We start from the raw sequence: 17,493 nt of genomic DNA on the forward strand, positions 1-17,493 counted from the left end.
GGCGGGTCAGGAGCGCGCGGTCACGGGCACCCGCACGCGCTCGACGATCTGCCGCAGGGCCGCCTCGACCGGCTGGGCTCCGGCGCGGTGCGCGCCGCGGGCGGGAAGGAGTCGGTGGGCGAAGACCGGGACGATCAGCGCGGTCACGTCGTCCGGGATCACGAAGTCGCGTCCGTCGAGTGCCGCCCACACCTTCGCGGCGCGGATCAGCTGAAGAGTCGCCCTCGGGCTCGCACCCAGGTGCAGATTGGGGTCGGCTCGGGTGGCCTGCGCCAGAGCGACCGTGTACTCCTCGAGCGCCGGCGCGACATGCACGGAGCGCGCCCAGGCGATCAGTCCCGAGATCGACGCCGCGTCGGCGACCGCTCGCACCGCGGCGAGCGGGTTCACGGTGTCTCGCTGTCGCAGCATGAGCGCCTCGGCCGCCGCATCCGGGTAGCCCATCGAGATGCGCATCATGAAGCGGTCGCGCTGTGCTTCGGGCAGCGCATAGGTCCCCTCCATCTCGAGCGGATTCTGGGTCGCGACGACCAGGAACGGATCGGGCAGCACGTGGGTCGACCCGTCGACCGTCACCTGCCCCTCCTCCATGGCCTCGAGCAGCGCCGACTGCGTCTTGGGTGACGAGCGGTTGATCTCGTCGGCGATCACGATGTGCGCGAAAACCGCGCCGCGTTTGAACTCGAACTCGCGATCGACGGGGTTGTAGACGCTCACGCCCGTCACATCGCCGGGGAGGAGGTCGGGAGTGAACTGGATGCGGCGGACGGTCGCATCCACGCTCGCGGCCAGCGCGCGTGCCAGCATCGTCTTGCCGACGCCTGGCACGTCCTCGATCAGCAGGTGTCCCTCGGCGAGCAGGCACACGAGCGCGCTCCGCACGGCATCCGGCTTGCCGTCGATCACCCGTCCGACGGACTCGACGATGGCAGACGTCTGCGCGGCGAACTGCTCGGCGTCGACGACGGCCGGGATCAGGGGCGGGTTCTCTGGCATGCGTTCCCTCTCGCGTGGGCGCTGCGGTGCGCGTGAACCGATCGTAACCCGGCTGCCTACGGTTGGGGTGAGAACCGGCGTCGGGCATCAGCCCCAGACACGAGCCCGGGGTTCTGCGGGGTCCACCCGGCTGTCGGCGCTGCGCGCGACACGCAGCAGGGCGAGTCCCTGCACCCCGCTCAGCTCGTGCAGTGAGCACGTGCCGATCAGGGCCCGCCAATGGTCGCAGAAGCGCTCGGCGTCTCCGCGCCGCCGGGCGATCAGGCGAGGCACTGCGAGAAGCGTGCGTCCGGGGGAGAGGCGGTCGGCGAGGCGTTCGAGCACCCGGACCCGCGGCAGCCCGGCCGCGTCGATGCGCAGCAGGAACCGGGGTGTGCGCACCGGTGCGAAGAGCTCCTCGACGGCATCGGCGATCACGCGTGCGTCCGAGACGGAGCCGCCGAGCTCGATGCGGATGCAGGTGGGGTCGGCGTCGTCCGGCCGCGCAGTGATCGCTGACTCGTCGATCCGCCCGACGCGTCCTGCCTCCTCCAGCGTGCGGGCGACGGCGACCGCCGCGGCTCGGTAGATCTCGGCCGGCCGCGAGCGATCGCGCAGAGAGCGGACGAGCATGCGCACAGCGGATGCCGTCGCAGCGACAGCGCCCCCGATCAGCGCGAGCGCGACCCCGAGGGCAGGGGCGAAGGAGACCCCGAAGAGCGCGAGCACGGTGACGAGCACGCCTGTCGTCGCGGCGCCGGCGAGGAAGCCGCCGACCGCTCCCGCCCTCGCCGTCTGCGCGGCGCGAAGCAGTGGGGCGCGGGTCGTCCGACGGATCGACACCGTCTCCCGTTCGTGGGCACGGTACGGCTCGCCGATCCGCCACTCCTCCCTCGTCCGACTCCGAGAGGGCCACTGCGCGCGCACGAGGGCGCCGAGATCCGCGATCGTCGTCGACGGGTCCTTGTCGAGCACACGAGTCCACGCCTCGACGGCGGGTGCGGTGAGTACATGACCCAGTCCGCTGACGATCCGGCCGTCGCCCTCGGCGCTCAGCCCCCACAGATGCGAATGCCGACGACGGAGTCGCAGGGACTCGGACGCATCGTCGAGGTCGACGTGCGACGGGATCAGGCAGACGACCGACCAGTTGTGCGCGACCTTCTCGGGCCATGCCGGATCGAGCCTCAGGGTGCGCCCCCGCAGCTGCTGGGTGCCGGATGAGGTGGCCACGGTCGTGAGATCGACGAGGGTGTTCACCGACGGGCAGTCCCAGCCTTCGCCGAGCAGCCCCCGGGTGCCGACGAGCAGGCGCACATCGCCTCGGCGGATCAGCTCGGACACGGCCGCGACGACTCGTCCGCTTCCGGCGGCGCGCACCTGTAGGTCGCGCACGGGACCGGTGCCCTCCGCGATGCCGACCGGCTCGCCGAGCAGTTCGCCGAGCGCGACCGCGATGTCGGCGGCGTCGTCGGCGCGGACACGCAGGTGCTGCGAGGTCAGCAGCACGGGGCGCAGTCGGGAGGTGACAGCGTCGACGGCGAGGAGGCCGAACGTGCGGAGCGCCCCGGCGGGTGCGTCACCGGCCAGACCGCGGCTGTTGCCGTGCTCGACGAAATCGGTCACGACGACCGCGCGGATCCGATCGCCGTCGGCGCCGGCGAGTTCTCGCTGGAGGATCTCGACGGCCGCGTGGTCCTTGGCGGCGGAGAACGCCAGAGTGGTCTCGATCGGGTTGCGGCCGCGTCGGATACCCCGGTCGGTCAGCGCGTACCCGAAGTCCGCGAGCGAGCGCCGCACGTACTCCCACTGGCGCACGGCAGAGGGATCCGAGAGCAGCCGTGCCTGGGCGAACCGTGACAGGACCGTCAGCAGGTCGTCGGTCGTGCATCGGTCGAGCAGGGCCGGCGGGATGGAGGCGATGAGCGGATGCTGCGGAGAGACCTCGCGCAGCACGAGAGCGCATGACCGGGTGAGGGCGAAGTCCGTCGCGAAGGCCCGGTCGAGGCGGGCGAGCGGAGTCTCGGCGAGAGAGGCGTCCTGCGGCTCTGCGGGTTGGAGGTGATGCTCGAGGTACGACAGCGCGTCGGGGGTCGACAGCACCTGCGTGATCAGGTCGTGCAGTAGCGATTCGTGCCGTCGGATGAACGCGGCCTCTTTGGGCAGGGGCTCGGTGAACATCACGTGATCGCGATACGGAGCCAGGTGGCCCTCCTTGACCACCGCCGGTGTCGGCACCTCGTAGTCGACCTCGCCCAGGAGGTGGCTGTAGTTCTCGTACTCGGTCTCGTCGTCGGGCGACGGCAGGGTCGCGGTGAGGCCGATCAGCGTCGGCTCCGCGCCGTTCTCTCGGATGCGGGCGACCAGATAGGCCACCACGATCGCCCAGTGGTCGAGCAGATGATGGCACTCGTCGAGCACGACCGTGCGCACCCCCGCCTCGACGAGTCGGTCGATGAGCGCGACGGCGTTCGGGTGCAGCACGCGAGCGAGCTCCGAAGGGCGCTGGCGGGTGAAACGCGAACGCAGTCGGCGCGCACGACTGCGGATGCCGGAGCGGTGGCGGGCGGGGTTGTCGACCGCCAGCTCGGCGAGCCACGTCGCGGCATCCGCCTCGCTGCGGCCGCTCGCGACGAGTTCCTCCGTCCAGATCGCCCTGGCGAGGTCGTCGAAGGGTGAGCCGTCTCCCGTCACGCTGAGCAGCTGATAGGTGAGCACCGTCAGGTCGCCGAGACGCTCGGGATCATCCGAGACGGCCGCCGCGTCCGGCGCCAGCTCCGACGCGGTGCGCACCCACTGATGGCGGATGGTCACCGTCGGCGACAGCACGAGAGTGCGGTGACCTTCGCGTGCGGCGAGCAGCAGGCCCAGCAGCGTCTTCCCGGAGCCTGGCGGGGCGACGATGTGCAGCGGGGCTGCGCCTCCCGGAGGGATCCGGTCGAGGACCTCGGCCTGGTAGGTGCGCAGCGTGCCCGGAAAATGCCACGTCGACAGGGGAGGGGCGGCGACGGGATCCATGACCTGCCCAGTCTGTCAAAGAGCAGGGGCAGACATCGGCTAGACTTGTCGACGGCTCTCCGCGTGGCGGCATCCAGGCCAATTCCCCCAGGGCGGAAACGCAGCAAGGGTAACCGGGCTCTGCTGGGTGCGCGGAGGGTCACTTTCTTTTTGTCAGGGTCCTCCGGGGCAGTCCTGACAGGATCGTGACGTGACAAGGCCCGATGTGACCCGCACCGCCGACTCCCCGCGCTCCAGCGCTCTCGGCCGTTTCGCGGCGCCTCTGCTGCTCGTCGCCCTGATGTGGCTCGTGCAGCTCGTCGACGCGATCCTCCCCGGGTCCTTCACGGGCTTCGGTCTTCGGTCCTGGGACCTCTCGGGTCTCGGGGGCATCGTGGTCGGGCCTCTCCTGCACGCGGATTGGGCGCACCTGATCGGCAACACCGTGCCGCTTCTCGTGCTCGGCAGCCTCGTCGCTGTCGAAGGCGCCCGCAGGTTCTGGACCGTCACCGCATTCGCCGCCGTGGTCGGCGGCCTCGGCACCTGGCTCGTGAACGCGCCAGGAGCATTGACCGTCGGGGCATCAGGACTCGTCTTCGGATACTTCGGATACACCGTGATGCGGGTCTTCGCGCCGGGACGAGTCGCTCATCGCGTGCTCTATGCGATCGTCGCGCTCATCGTGATCGGACTCTACGGCGGCTCGATGCTCGCCGGCGTCGTCGGCGTTCGCGAGGGCATCTCGTGGCAGGCGCATCTGTTCGGTGCGATCGGGGGCGGCCTCGCCGCGTTCGTCGGCAGAGGCGGACGCGAGACTCGCAGCGTATGAGCTCTCGGGGCGTGATCACGAGGAAGACGCCGTCGACGAGGAAGACGGCGGCTCGCAGGAAGGCAGGCGCCCGCAAGGCGACTGACGGCAAGACGGCGAGTCGGCAGCGCGCACGCACGCACCGCGCGTCGCCGCGACGTCGAGCGCAGCGGCGGATGCGGCGGGCGAAGGTGCTGCGACGCGTCGCACTCTCTGCGGCGGCGGTGATCGTGGTCGCGCTCGCCGCGGTGCTGATCCCGCTGGGACTCGCCCACGAGAAGCCGCTGGCGATCTGCATCTCCGATCCGACCACGTTCCCGGAGGCGGGTGTCGCGGGCTGGCAGGGGGAGCAGCTCGAGAACGCCGCGACCATCATGCAGACGGCGACCGCGCTCGGCTTCGGTCGAGACGGGCAGATCCTGGGCGTCATGACGGCGATGGGCGAGAGCAGCCTGAACAACATCGACTACGGCGACTGGGAGACGAGCGGGTTCACGAACCCCGACGGCAGCCGGACGACGAGCATCGGACTCTTCCAACAGCAGCACTGGTGGGGTTCGGCCGAGCAGCGCATGGACCCGGCGACCGCCGCGACGCTGTTCTACGAGCGCCTCGCGAGAGTCCCCGACTGGCAGTCGATGGATCCGTCGCTCGCGATCCACCGGGTGCAGATCAACCTCGACCCCACCTATTACACGCGCTACGCCTCTGACGCCGCAGCCGTGGTCGATGCGCTCTCGACGCCCTGCTGAGCTGTTTCGCACGGCTGTCAACCCAGCGAGATCATGAGGTCGTGCACCTAGGGTGGGACTGTGGCGCAGAGCATCTACATCACCTCGGCCGAAGGCCATACCGGTAAGTCGACCATCGCCCTCGGCGTGCTCGACGCGCTCATGCGCGTCACCCCGCGGGTCGGCGTCTTCCGCCCGATCGCCCGGTCGGTGACCGAGCGCGACGACGTGCTCGAGCTGCTGCTCGCACACGACGGGGTGCACCTCGACTACGAGGACTGCATCGGCGTGACCTACGACGATGTGCGAGACGACCCCGACCGGGCGCTGTCGACCATCGTCGCCCGGTTCAAGGCGGTCGAAGCCCAGTGCGACGCGGTCGTCATCATCGGCAGCGACTACACCGATGTCGCCAGCCCCGCAGAGCTGGGGTACAACGCCCGGATCGCCGCGAACCTGGCGGCGCCCGTGCTGCTCGTGCTCAGCGGTCGCGATCAGCAGCGGCAGGCCGAGCAGCTGGGCACGACCACCGCCCGCACTCCCGCCGCGGTCGGACAGATCGGGGCGCTCGCGCTCGCCGAACTCGAGGTCGAGCGTGCGGAGCTGTTCGCGATCATCGTGAACCGGGCCGACCCCGATCGGCTCGACGACATCGAACAGGCCGTCGCGGCGGTGCGCCCGCAGAAGACCACGCCGGTGTGGGCGATCCCCGAGGACCGCACCCTGGTGGCACCGTCGATCGACGGCATCCTCGCCGCGGTCGACGGCCGGCTCATCAAGGGTGACCGCGACCGTCTCGCACGCGAGGCGCTGACGATCGTCGTCGCGGGCATGTCGATGGTGAACGTGCTTCCCCGGCTCACGGAGGAGTCGGTCGTGGTGATCCCCGCCGACCGCACCGAGGTGCTGCTCGCGACGCTGCTCGCGGATGCGTCCGGCACGTTCCCCCGAGTCGCCGGCATCATCCTGAACGGCCCCTTCCCGCTTCCCGAGCCGATCGTCCAGCTGCTCGACGGCTTCACCTCGACCGTGCCGATCATCGCGACCGACCTCGGCACCTACGACACCGCGGTGCGCGTGATGGGGGCCCGTGGCCGCATCTCGCCCGAGTCGCGGGGCCGCTACGACCGGGCGCTGGGGCTCTTCCAGACCCACGTCGACATCGCCGAGCTCACCACTCAGCTCGGTCTCGCGGAGTCGCGCGTCGTCACTCCGCTGATGTTCGAGTACGGCCTCATCGAGAGAGCACGCTCCGACCGTCGACGCATCGTGCTGCCGGAGGGCGATGACGACCGCATCCTCCGAGCGGCGGCGACCCTGTTGGCCCGGGAGGTCGCGGATCTCACGATCCTCGGCGACGAGTCGGCGGTCAGGGCTCGGGCGGTCGAGCTGGGCGTCGACATCTCGGCGGCCCAGGTGATCAGCCCGAACGATCCCGAGATGGTCGAGCGCTTCGCGGCCGAGTACGCGCGGCTGCGGGCGCACAAGGGCATCACGCTGGCCCAGGCCGCCGACACGGTCACCGACGTGTCGTACTTCGGCACGATGATGGTCCACCTGGGCCTCGCGGACGGCATGGTCTCGGGTGCCGCGCACACGACGGCGCACACGATCCGCCCGTCGTTCGAGATCATCAAGACCAAGCCGGGCGTCACCGTCGTGTCGAGCGTCTTCCTCATGGCGCTCGCCGACCGGGTGCTCGTCTACGGCGACTGCGCGGTGATCCCGGATCCGACGAGCGAGCAGCTGGCCGACATCGCGATCTCGTCGGCAGCGACCGCACAGCAGTTCGGCATCGAGCCGCGCATCGCGATGCTGTCGTACTCGACGGGGGAGTCCGGCTCGGGTGCCGACGTCGACAAGGTCAGAGCCGCGACCGCACTCGTGCACGAGCGTGCACCCGAGCTGCTCGTCGAAGGCCCGATCCAGTACGACGCCGCGGCCGACGCAGCGGTGGCGAAGGCGAAGCTCCCCGACTCGGCGGTGGCAGGGCGGGCGACCGTCTTCGTCTTCCCCGACCTGAACACCGGCAACAACACGTACAAGGCGGTGCAGCGATCGGCGGGTGCCGTCGCGATCGGCCCCGTGCTGCAGGGTCTCAACAAGCCGATCAACGACCTCTCGCGCGGTGCCCTGGTCGACGACATCGTCAACACCGTCGCGATCACGGCGATCCAGGCGCAGTCCGAAGGAGCGACCGCATGAGCGCGATCCTCGTCATCAACAGCGGTTCCTCGTCGCTCAAGTACAGCCTGATCGACATCGAGAACGAGAACGAGCTCGCGACGGGACTCATCGACCGGATCGGACAGGACCTCAGTGCCGTCCGCCACACGGTGCGTCCGGATGCCGGAGGGGATGCCGTCGTCACGATGCTCGATGCCTCGTACGACTCCGAGCAGCCCGTAGCCGATCACGATGCCGCGTTCACGGTGATGCTCGACCAGTTCGCCGAGCACGGTCCGCTGCTCGACGAGCATCCGCCCGTCGCAGTCGGACACCGGGTGGTGCACGGCGGGGCACGGTTCTACGCACCCACCCTCGTCACACCGAACGTCGAGGAGCAGATCGAGGAGCTCTCGGTGCTCGCCCCGCTGCACAACCCCGCGAACCTCGCCGGGATCGTCGCGGCGAGGGCGGTGTTCTCCGGCGTCCCGCACGTCGCCGTGTTCGACACGGCGTTCCATCAGACACTGCCTCCGGCCGCCTACACCTATGCGATCGACGCAGAGCTCGCCGCGGAGCACCGGGTGCGCCGATACGGATTCCACGGCACCAGCCACCAGTTCGTGAGCGAGTCGGCCGCCGCGTTCCTCGGGCGCGACCTGGGCACACTCCGCCAGCTCGTCTTCCATCTCGGCAACGGCGCCTCGGTGACCGCGATCGAGGGTGGCCGATCGGTGGAGACCTCGATGGGGCTCACTCCGCTCGAGGGGCTCGTCATGGGGACCCGGTCCGGCGATCTCGATCCTGCGGCCCTCGTGCACCTCTCGCGTCGAGCCGGGTACTCGATCGACGATCTCGATGCGCTCCTCAACACGCGCAGTGGGCTCAAAGGCCTCGCAGGGCGCAGCGACATGCGCGACATCCTCGCGGGCAGGGAAGCGGGAGATGCGGCGGCGACGCTCGCGTTCGACGTCTACATCCACCGGCTCAGGGCGTATGCGGGGTCGTACATCGCGCAGCTCGGCGGAGTCGACGTGATCTCCTTCACCGCGGGGGTCGGCGAGAACGCAGCGGCCGTGCGCGCGGAAGCGATGGCGACGCTCGGATTCGCCGGCGTGGAGATCGATCACGGGCGCAATGCCGCACGCCAGCGCGGAGTCCGGCGGATCTCGACGGACGCGTCCAGAGTCGTTGTGCTCGTGGTGCCCACGAACGAAGAGCTCGAGATCGCCCGGCAGACGTTCCGTCTGCTCTGACCGATACGCCCTCGGGGGTTACCGCTCGGTGCCGAGCCGCACTACGCTTGCACAGTGGCACGGAGAGGTGCCGGAACCCTCGTCCTTCTCCTGGAGGCTGCTGTGCCCGAAGCCCTGCCCGATCCGCTCCGCGCCGAAGGCGTCCTGTTCGATCTCGACGGCGTGCTGACGCCGACCGCCGAAGTGCACATGCGCGCGTGGAAGGTCGTCTTCGACGACGTGTTCGAGCGCTGGGGCATCACTCCTCCGTATTCGGATGCCGACTACTTCGACTACGTCGACGGCAAGAAGCGCTATGACGGCGTGGCCAGTCTGCTGCGCAGCCGCAACGTCGAGATCCCCTGGGGTGCGGTCGACGACCCGCCCGAGGCCGAGACGATCTGCGGCATCGGCAACCGCAAGAACGCCGCGTTCGCCGAGTCCCTGCGTGGCGAGGGCATCGCCCCGTTCCCCGGATCGCTCGCGCTCGTCGAGAAGCTCTCCGCCGCCGGCATCCCGCTCGGTGTCGTCTCGAGCTCCAAGAACGCCGAAGAGGTGCTGGCTGCCGCCGGCATCCGCTCGTTCTTCCGCATCGTGGTCGACGGTGTCGTCGCAGAGCGCGAGAACCTCGCCTCCAAGCCCGCCGCCGACATGTTCAGCGCCGGCGCCGTGGCGCTGGGCGTCGACCCGGCCCGCAGCATCGCCGTCGAGGACGCGACGTCGGGCGCGGCCTCTGCCGCCGCAGCCGGATTCGCCACCGTCGTCGGCGTCGACCGCGGCACCGGGGCCGACGCGCTGCGCGCCGCCGGCGCGACGGTCGTCGTCGACGATCTCGACGTGTTCCTCGACCCCGCGGCCGACGAGTCCGCGCCGTCCGACTCCGCCGCTCAGGCACCCCGCTCCGACAACGAGGAGACCGCATGATCGACCGCGACCGCTTCCCCGTAGACCCCTGGCGCCTCATCGAGACGCGTTACTCCGAAGACGGGGTCGCCGAGACCCTGTTCGCCGTCGGCAACGGCTACCTCGGACTCCGGGGCAACCACATCGAGGGGCGCGGCGCCCACGAGCACGGCACCTTCATCAACGGACTGCACGAGACGTGGCCGATCCGGCACGCCGAGCAGGCCTACGGCTTCGCCGAGGTGGGGCAGACGATCGTCAACGCCCCCGACGCCAAGGTCATGCGCGTCTATGTCGATGACGAGCCGATCTCGTTCGATGAGGCGGACGTGCGCGAGTACCGCCGCACGCTCGACATGCGCACCGGCGTGCTCGAGCGCACCGTGGTGTGGGAGACCCCGTCGGGCAAGCGCGTGCGGATGCGCGATGAGCGCATCGTCAGCTTCGAGGAGCGCCACCTCGCCGTGCTGCGACTCGAGGTCGTCGTCGAGAACGCCGACGCCCCGGTCACCGTCAGCTGCCAGATGATCAACCGCCAGGACGGTGCCGGCGTGTACGCGGGCACCCCGAACCAGGCCAAGGGCGGATTCGATCCGCGCAAGGCCGAGAAGATCGCCGAGCGCGTGCTCGAGCCCGGCGAGTACTGGCAGGACGGACTGCGCTCCGCGCTGTCCTACAGCGTCGCGGCATCAGGCATGACGGTCGCAGTGGTCGCCGACCACATCATCGAGACCGAGAACGACTACACCTCGCGCACTCTCATCGAGGCGGACATCTCGAAGAACGTGTTCCGGGTGCAGGCGAAGGCCGGGGTGCCCATCACGGTCACCAAGCTCGTCAGCTACCACACCTCCCGCGGTGTGCCGGCCCGTGAGCTCGTCGACCGCTGCCGTCGATCCCTCGACCGCGTCGCGGTCGAGGGTGTCCAGGCGCAGTTCGATCGACAGGCCGAGTGGCTCGCTGCCTTCTGGGCTCGCAGCGACGTGCAGATCGGCGGACAGGACGACATCCAGCAGGCGACCCGCTGGTGCCTCCTGCAGCTCGCGCAGGCCTCGGCCCGCGCCGACGGAACCGGCGTGCCCGCGAAGGGCGTCTCGGGGTCGGGATACAGCGGACACTACTTCTGGGACACCGAGATCTACGTGCTCCCGTTCCTCACCTACACGTCGCCGCAGTGGGCGCGCAACGCCCTCCGGGCGCGAGTGCTCATGCTTCCGGCGGCTCGCCGACGGGCCGCGCAGCTCAACGAGGCGGGCGCGCTGTTCCCGTGGCGCACGATCAACGGCGAAGAGGCCTCCGCCTATTACGCGGCCGGCACGGCGCAGTACCACATCAACGCCGACGTCAGCTTCGCGCTCGGCAAGTACGTGCGCGCGACGGGCGACGACGACTTCCTGCGGCGTGAGGGCATCGACATCGCGATCGAGACGGCGCGACTGTGGGCGACACTCGGGTTCTGGCGCACCTCGCGCCTCGTCGCCGACACGAAGGACGACGACGGCATCGAGACCTTCCACATCCACGGTGTGACAGGTCCTGACGAGTACACCACCGTCGTCAACGACAACCTATACACGAACGTCATGGCGCGCTACAACCTGCGCTACGCGGCGAAGGTCGTGCGTGAGGCGCAGGAGGCCAACGGCGAGGAGTTCGCCAGGGTCGTCGAGCGCACCGGACTCGCCGAGGGCGAGGCGGAAGGGTGGGAGCGCGCCGCCGACGCGATGTTCATCCCGTTCAGCGAACGGCTCGGCATCCACCCGCAGGACTCGCTGTTCCTCGAGCGCGAGGTCTGGGATCTGGCGCACACGCCGAAGGAGCAGCGACCGCTGCTGCTGCACTTCCACCCGCTCGTCATCTACCGGTTCCAGGTGCTCAAGCAGGCGGATGTCGTGCTCGCGCTGTTCCTGCAGGGCAACCACTTCACGCCCGAGGAGAAGAAGGCCGACTTCGACTACTACGACCCGCTGACCACGGGCGATTCGACGCTGTCGGCCGTCGTGCAGTCGATCCTCGCCGCCGAGGTGGGCTACCAGGATCTCGCTCTGCAGTACTTCCGGCAGTCACTGTTCGTCGACCTGCACGACCTGCACCACAACGCGGCGGACGGTGTGCACGTCGCGTCGGCCGGAGGCGTGTGGACCGCTCTCGTCTGCGGTTTCGGCGGTATGCGCGACTATGCCGGCGAGCTCAGCTTCGACCCGCGGCTGCCCGCCGACTGGCCGTCGCTGTCGTACCCGCTGCAGTGGCAGGGGGCCTCTCTGCAGGTCACCCTCACGACGGGTGAGCTGCGCGTGCGAGTGCTCTCCGGAGACCCGGTGCCGTTCACGGTGCGCGATGTGGCATACATCGCCACGACCGAGCAGGAGGTCGTCGTCCCACTCGCGGATCAGGGACCGCTCATCCCCGGTCGCCCGTCGCTGCGGCAGTTCGCCGACGCGCTGCGCGAGGACGGCACGCGGCTGTCCGCATCCGTCCCGGTGATCACGACCGCCATCCCCATCATCGAGCCGATCGAGTGAGGTGCTGATCACCGCAGCGCTGTTCGGACTCGCGCCCGCGCTGCTCCTGTTCGTGCTCGCGGTGGTCGAGCGGGCGCGCTCGGTGCAGCGCGTCGCGTCCCCCGGTGCGCGGTTCAGCCCGGCCGAGGGTGCGACCGTGCTGCACGACGCGCTGCTGCTGAGCGCGGATCGGAAGGCCGTAGCCGCCGCGCTGATCGATCTGGCCGTGCAGCGCAAGGTGCGGCTGCTGGTCGACGCCGACGCGGCGACGACCGGCAGGTCGCACCGGCGTGCACCCGTCGGCATGGAGGTCGTCGACGGTGCGACGTTCACGTCCGAGGAGCTCAGCGTGCTCGAGGCGCTGTTCGGGCCGGATCACACCCCGGGGCGGGTGCGACGGTTCAGTGCGGATGCCCGGGCTCTGCACCGCCGGGTGCGCGGTGCCCTCGACGAGGCGGAGAAGCGGCTCGCGGCCGCGGGGCTCATCGACCGGAGTCGACGCGGGTGGGCCACGTTCCTGATCCGCGTCGCCGCGGTGCTGGTGGGGGGCATCTGCCTTCTGCTGCTCATCGCCGCCTGGTCGGTGAGCGAGCCGGGTGCGGCTCTCTACGCCGTGCTGGTCGTCGGCCTGGTCGCGGCGGTCGCGGCGATCGTGGTCGCTCCGCGGGCGTGGCGCCGGTTCCGCCCTGCGGCGCAGCCGCTGCGCGCGCACCTCGCCGGTATGCGCGAGTACATCGCCCTCGCCGAGGCGGAGCCGCTGCGGTTCTCGCAGTCGACGGACGGGGCGGATCTGCGGGCGGACGTCTCGTCGGCGGCGTCGGCGGAACGACTGCAGAGGTTCCTGCTGAACGAGCGACTGCTGCCCTATGCGGTGCTCTTCGGTCTGGAGCGGTCATGGACGGCTGTGCTGCAGACCGAGTCGCAGGCCCTGCGGGTCGCCGCGGGGATCGAGGGCGCGATGGAGGTCGCGGGAGCCGTGGTCGAGGTGATCGAAGCGGTGGGTGGCGTCGTGCATCTGGTGAGCGCGGTCGGCGAGCTGGTCGACGCGACGGGCGGGGTCGTCGAGGTGGTCGGCGGCGTCTTCGAGGCCGCGTCGTCGTGAGCCTTCGCCGAACCTCGGCCGTCTCAGCGGCGCGTCGCGGATCCCGGGCGCGATCGTCGGCGCTCGTCTGCCTGAACGTCCGTGGCACGCCGTAGGCTGTTCTGGTGACCACAGCCCTCTACCGCCGCTACCGCCCCGAGTCGTTCGGCGAGATGATCGGGCAGTCCCAGGTGACCGAACCGCTGATGACTGCGCTCCGCGGCGACCGTGTCGGCCACGCCTACCTCTTCTCCGGACCCCGTGGATGCGGAAAGACGACGTCTGCGCGCATCCTCGCCCGCTGCCTGAACTGCGCGGAGGGCCCGACCGACGTGCCCTGCGGAAAGTGCCCGAGCTGCGTCGAGCTGTCGCGGGCGGGCGGTGGCTCGCTCGACGTCGTCGAGATCGACGCGGCCAGCCACAACGGCGTCGACGACGCACGTGATCTGCGCGAGCGGGCGACGTTCGCCCCCAGCCGCGATCGCTACAAGATCTTCATCCTCGACGAGGCGCACATGGTGACGCCGCAGGGGTTCAATGCTCTCCTCAAGCTCGTCGAAGAGCCGCCCGAGCACGTCAAGTTCATCTTCGCGACGACCGAGCCCGAGAAGGTGCTCGGCACGATCCGCTCGCGCACGCATCACTACCCGTTCCGACTGGTGCCCCCGGCGGCGATGCTCGAGTACGTCGAGAAGCTGTGCGGCGAAGAGGGCGTGGTCGCCGAGCGCGGTGTCCTTCCTCTGGTGGTCCGCGCCGGGGGAGGCTCGCCGCGAGACACCCTGTCTCTTCTCGACCAGCTGATCGCCGGTTCCGACTCGCCCGCAGGTTCCGAGACCGTGACCGTCGCCTACGAGCGCGCCGTGGCGCTCCTCGGCTACACGCACGCCGCGCTGCTCGACGAGATCGTCGATGCGCTCGCCGGCGCCGACGCCGCAGCGGCGTTCCCGGCGATCGACCGCGTGGTGCAGACCGGCCAGGACCCGCGTCGCTTCGTCGACGATCTGCTCGAGCGTCTGCGCGACCTCATCGTGATCGCGGCTGTGGGCGCGGGAGCGTCGTCGGTGCTCCGTGGAATCGCCGACGACGAGCTCGCGCGCATGCGCACGCAGGCCGATTCCTTCGGGTCGGCCCGACTCTCGCGCACGGCCGACATCGTCAGCGCCGCCCTCGACGACATGTCGGGCGCCACCTCGCCCCGACTGCACCTCGAGCTGATGGTCGCTCGCGTGCTCGCTGCGGGAGCGGATGCCGTCGCCGCCGTCCCGTCCGCACCGGCCGCTGCCACCTCCGCCCCGCCGCGGGCGTCCGCGCCTGCACAGGCTGCTCCCGCCGCTCCCGTTGCTTCGTCGGCTGCTCCCGCAGCTGCTGCTCCCGCCGCTCCCGCCGCTGCTCCTCAGGCTGCGGCCGATCGACCGGCGACCACGACCGAGCCGGCCGGCGGGGAGACCGGGGAGTCCGACACGGCCGAAGCGACCCCTGCCGATGCGACGTCGAGCGCTGCACCGGCTGTCGACGCCGCACCGGCCGCCGAGGTCGCAGCGCCCTCCGGGCCGGTCGCCTTCGAGCAGATCACCGCCGCCTGGCCGGCCGTCCTCAAGCGGCTCGAGAGCGTCAGCCGCACGTCGTGGCTGCTGGCCACCGCCGTCCAGCCGCTCGCATACGTCACGGAGACCGAGGTGCTGACTCTGGGCTTCACCAGCCAGCACGATGTCGCCAAGTTCAAGGGCACGACGCCGGGTTCGGGTCCCTCCGACCATCTGCGCGGCGCCATCGAGCAGGAGCTCGGCGTGCGCGTCAAGTACCTCCCTGCTCCGATGCCAGCGGGGGGAGCGCCTCGCCAGTCCGCGACGCCTTCATCGGGACGCCCGACCGACGACGCGCCCGCATCGGAGCCTGCGTCAGCGGAGTCACCGCGAACTCAGTCACCGCGATCGCAGACCCCGCACGCCGAGAAGCCGCGTGGTGAGTCGCCGAAGACGGAGACCGTGGCCGCTCGGTCGTCGGCTCCTCAGACAGGGAGTTCCTCGGCCCCCGTCACCGAGTGGGCGGTGGCGTCGATCCCGGCATCCGAGCTCGCTGAGCCCGCTCCGGTGACCGCTCCGCCGGCGGCGTCTGTGCCTGCTGCCACCTCTGCCGCAGCGGCGCCTCAGACGGCGGCGCCTCAGACGGCGGCGCCTCAGACGGCGGCGCCTCCGAGCCGCGCGACGAGTGACGTCTCACCGGAGATCCGAGACGACGCACCTCCGCCCATCGACGATGAGCCGCCGTACTTCGACGACGAGCCGCCCTACGACCCGTCGTACGAGCCGGCGCCGATGTCGCAGGCGGCGCCGCCCGCCGGAGGCTCGCCGTCGACCGCTCCCTCCGCGCGGTCGACGACCGCACAGGCATCCCCTGCGCGCAGAGTGGCTTCGGCCGCCGCAGCCCCGGCGATCACCGAGCGCGCCCCCGCCGGGGGAGTCCAGCGCTACGGCGAGGCCGTGATCCGCCAGGTGCTCGGCGCGACGTTCGTTCGCGAAGAGCCCTACGAGCCCCCGACGAGGTTCTCCTGATGTATGACGGCATCGTCCAGGAGCTGATCGACGAGTTCGGTCGACTCCCCGGAATCGGCCCCAAGTCCGCGCAGCGCATCGCTTTCCACATCCTGCAGACGCCGACATTCGACGTCGCGCGTCTCTCCGAGCTGCTCGTGGAAGTGCGGCTGCGGGTGCGCTTCTGCGAGATCTGCGGCAACGTGGCAGAGCAGGAACGCTGTGCGATCTGCCGCGACCCCCGACGCAATCCGGCCGTCATCTGCGTGGTCGAAGACGCGAAGGACGTCGCCGCGATCGAACGTACCCGCGAGTTCCGTGGCCTGTACCACGTGCTCGGGGGCGCGATCAGCCCGATCGCCGGCATCGGCCCCGACGACCTGCGCATCGCCCAGCTGATGTCGCGTCTCGGCGACGCCACGGTGCAGGAGGTCATCCTCGCGACGAACCCCAACCTCGAGGGCGAGGCGACTGCGAGCTACCTCAGCCGCCTGCTCACCACGATGCAGATCACCGTGTCCCGCCTCGCCTCCGGCCTTCCGGTCGGTGGCGACCTCGAATACGCCGACGAGGTCACCCTCGGGCGCGCATTCGAGGGTCGGCGCGTGCTGTGAACGCACAGGGCGGCTTCTCGCGACGCGGGTGGCTGCTCTTCGGGGCCATGGCGCTGCTGTGGGGCGTGCCATACCTGTTCATCAGCATCGCGGTCGAGTCCCTGTCGCCCCCCGCGATCGTCGCCGGGCGCACCCTCATCGCGGCGCTGCTCCTCCTCCCGTTCGCGCTTCGCGGCGGTGCGCTGAGAGCGGCGTGGAAGCACTGGCCCTGGGTGCTCGCGTTCGGCCTCGTCGAGATGGCGGGTCCGTTCGTGCTGCTCGGCCACGCCGAGATGACCCTGCCCTCGGGCATGACGGGTCTGCTCGTCGCGACCGTGCCGCTGTTCGCGGCGCTCATCGCACTGGGCGGGGGAGACCGGGGAGTCCTGCGCCCGGCGCGGGGGATCGGTCTTCTCGTGGGATTCATCGGCGTCGCGATCGTCGTCGCCGGGCCCGGACTGTTCGGTGGTGAGGTCAGTCTGATCGCGGCCGGCGAGGTGCTGCTGGTCGCCATCCTCTATGCCATCGCCCCCTTCATCGTCGCTCGACAGCTGAACGACGTCCCCTCGCTCGGCACCATCACGCTGTCGCTGCTCATGATCGGCGTGATCTACCTGCCCATCGGGCTGCTCACGCAGCACCAGATGCCGACGCTTCCCTCGATCTTCGCGCTCCTCGCGCTGGCCGTCATCTGCACCGCCGTCGCCTTCCTGGCATTCTTCGCTCTCATCCGCGAGGTCGGCCCCGTCCGCGCGCCGTTGTTCACCTACGTGAACCCGGTCGTGGCGATCATCCTCGGTGCGATCGTGCTCGCCGAGCCGCTGACGCCCGGGCTGCTCATCGGATTCCCGCTGATCATCGCGGGCTGCTGGTTCGCGGCCACCGGCGGACGCCTCCGTCCCCAGGCCGCTGCCCGAGCCGACCTGCCTGCAGTGTCCCTGCCGCCCGCGCCCTGACCCACCCGGGCGCGAC

General features: G+C 70.3%; 12 protein-coding genes and 1 other RNA gene. 11 read left to right on the forward strand and 2 right to left on the reverse strand.

Translation table 11 applies throughout. The features are described from left to right. Nucleotides 1-6: 6 nt before the first annotated feature. Together AB0P11_RS08745 and AB0P11_RS08750 are read right to left on the reverse strand one after the other, a co-directional pair. On the reverse strand, nucleotides 7-996 hold the full coding sequence (locus tag AB0P11_RS08745) for a MoxR family ATPase (protein ID WP_363521292.1): 990 nt from the start codon (nucleotides 994-996) through the stop codon (nucleotides 7-9). A gap of 87 nt (nucleotides 997-1,083) precedes the next feature. Beyond that, nucleotides 1,084-3,993: a hypothetical protein gene (locus AB0P11_RS08750; protein ID WP_363521295.1), complete on the reverse strand. Its 2,910-nt coding sequence runs from the start codon at nucleotides 3,991-3,993 to the stop codon at nucleotides 1,084-1,086. A 50-nt stretch (nucleotides 3,994-4,043) separates the two neighbouring features. On the opposite strand from AB0P11_RS08750, the gene ffs reads away from it, so the two are divergent. The 11 genes from ffs to AB0P11_RS08805 all read left to right on the forward strand — a co-directional run bounded on the left by ffs (nucleotide 4,044) and on the right by AB0P11_RS08805 (nucleotide 17,477). After that, an RNA gene (gene ffs / locus AB0P11_RS08755) (signal recognition particle sRNA small type) lies at nucleotides 4,044-4,140 on the forward strand. 43 nt (nucleotides 4,141-4,183) lie between these two features. Next, nucleotides 4,184-4,801 carry a rhomboid family intramembrane serine protease gene (locus tag AB0P11_RS08760; protein WP_232224462.1) on the forward strand — a complete coding sequence of 206 codons (618 nt, stop codon included), beginning with the start codon at nucleotides 4,184-4,186 and terminating at the stop codon, nucleotides 4,799-4,801. Beyond that, a complete protein-coding gene (locus tag AB0P11_RS08765) occupies nucleotides 4,798-5,532 on the forward strand; it encodes a hypothetical protein (protein ID WP_363521299.1) in 735 nt (244 codons plus the stop codon). Before AB0P11_RS08760 ends, AB0P11_RS08765 begins: the two co-directional genes overlap by 4 nt. A gap of 60 nt (nucleotides 5,533-5,592) precedes the next feature. After that, nucleotides 5,593-7,716: a phosphate acetyltransferase gene (pta, locus tag AB0P11_RS08770; RefSeq protein WP_056279828.1), complete on the forward strand. Its 2,124-nt coding sequence runs from the start codon at nucleotides 5,593-5,595 to the stop codon at nucleotides 7,714-7,716. Then, entirely contained in the window at nucleotides 7,713-8,933 is a 1,221-nt protein-coding gene (locus AB0P11_RS08775) for an acetate kinase (RefSeq protein WP_363521302.1), read from the forward strand. Before pta ends, AB0P11_RS08775 begins: the two co-directional genes overlap by 4 nt. Nucleotides 8,934-9,035: 102 nt before the next feature. Then, nucleotides 9,036-9,836: an HAD-IA family hydrolase gene (locus tag AB0P11_RS08780; RefSeq protein WP_056279832.1), complete on the forward strand. Its 801-nt coding sequence runs from the start codon at nucleotides 9,036-9,038 to the stop codon at nucleotides 9,834-9,836. Continuing rightward, on the forward strand, nucleotides 9,833-12,337 hold the full coding sequence (locus AB0P11_RS08785) for a glycosyl hydrolase family 65 protein (protein WP_363521305.1): 2,505 nt from the start codon (nucleotides 9,833-9,835) through the stop codon (nucleotides 12,335-12,337). The genes AB0P11_RS08780 and AB0P11_RS08785 overlap by 4 nt, the downstream gene beginning before the upstream one ends. Before the next feature lies 1 nt (nucleotide 12,338). Continuing rightward, complete coding sequence (locus tag AB0P11_RS08790) at nucleotides 12,339-13,418, forward strand: hypothetical protein (RefSeq protein WP_363521308.1); 1,080 nt, start codon at nucleotides 12,339-12,341, stop codon at nucleotides 13,416-13,418. Nucleotides 13,419-13,522: 104 nt separating this feature from the next. Continuing rightward, on the forward strand, nucleotides 13,523-15,949 hold the full coding sequence (locus tag AB0P11_RS08795) for a DNA polymerase III subunit gamma and tau (protein ID WP_363521311.1): 2,427 nt from the start codon (nucleotides 13,523-13,525) through the stop codon (nucleotides 15,947-15,949). Continuing rightward, the gene (gene recR / locus AB0P11_RS08800; RefSeq protein WP_053097391.1) at nucleotides 15,949-16,542 is read left to right on the forward strand and encodes a recombination mediator RecR; all 594 of its coding nucleotides are present in this window, start codon (nucleotides 15,949-15,951) and stop codon (nucleotides 16,540-16,542) included. The genes AB0P11_RS08795 and recR overlap by 1 nt, the downstream gene beginning before the upstream one ends. Beyond that, nucleotides 16,539-17,477, forward strand: a complete 939-nt coding sequence (locus tag AB0P11_RS08805; RefSeq protein WP_363521314.1) for an EamA family transporter — start codon at nucleotides 16,539-16,541, stop codon at nucleotides 17,475-17,477. The genes recR and AB0P11_RS08805 overlap by 4 nt, the downstream gene beginning before the upstream one ends. Nucleotides 17,478-17,493: the final 16 nt, after the last annotated feature.

The sequence above is a fragment of the Microbacterium sp. NPDC079176 genome (assembly GCF_040686675.1).
Taxonomy (GTDB): Bacteria; Actinomycetota; Actinomycetes; order Actinomycetales; family Microbacteriaceae; genus Microbacterium.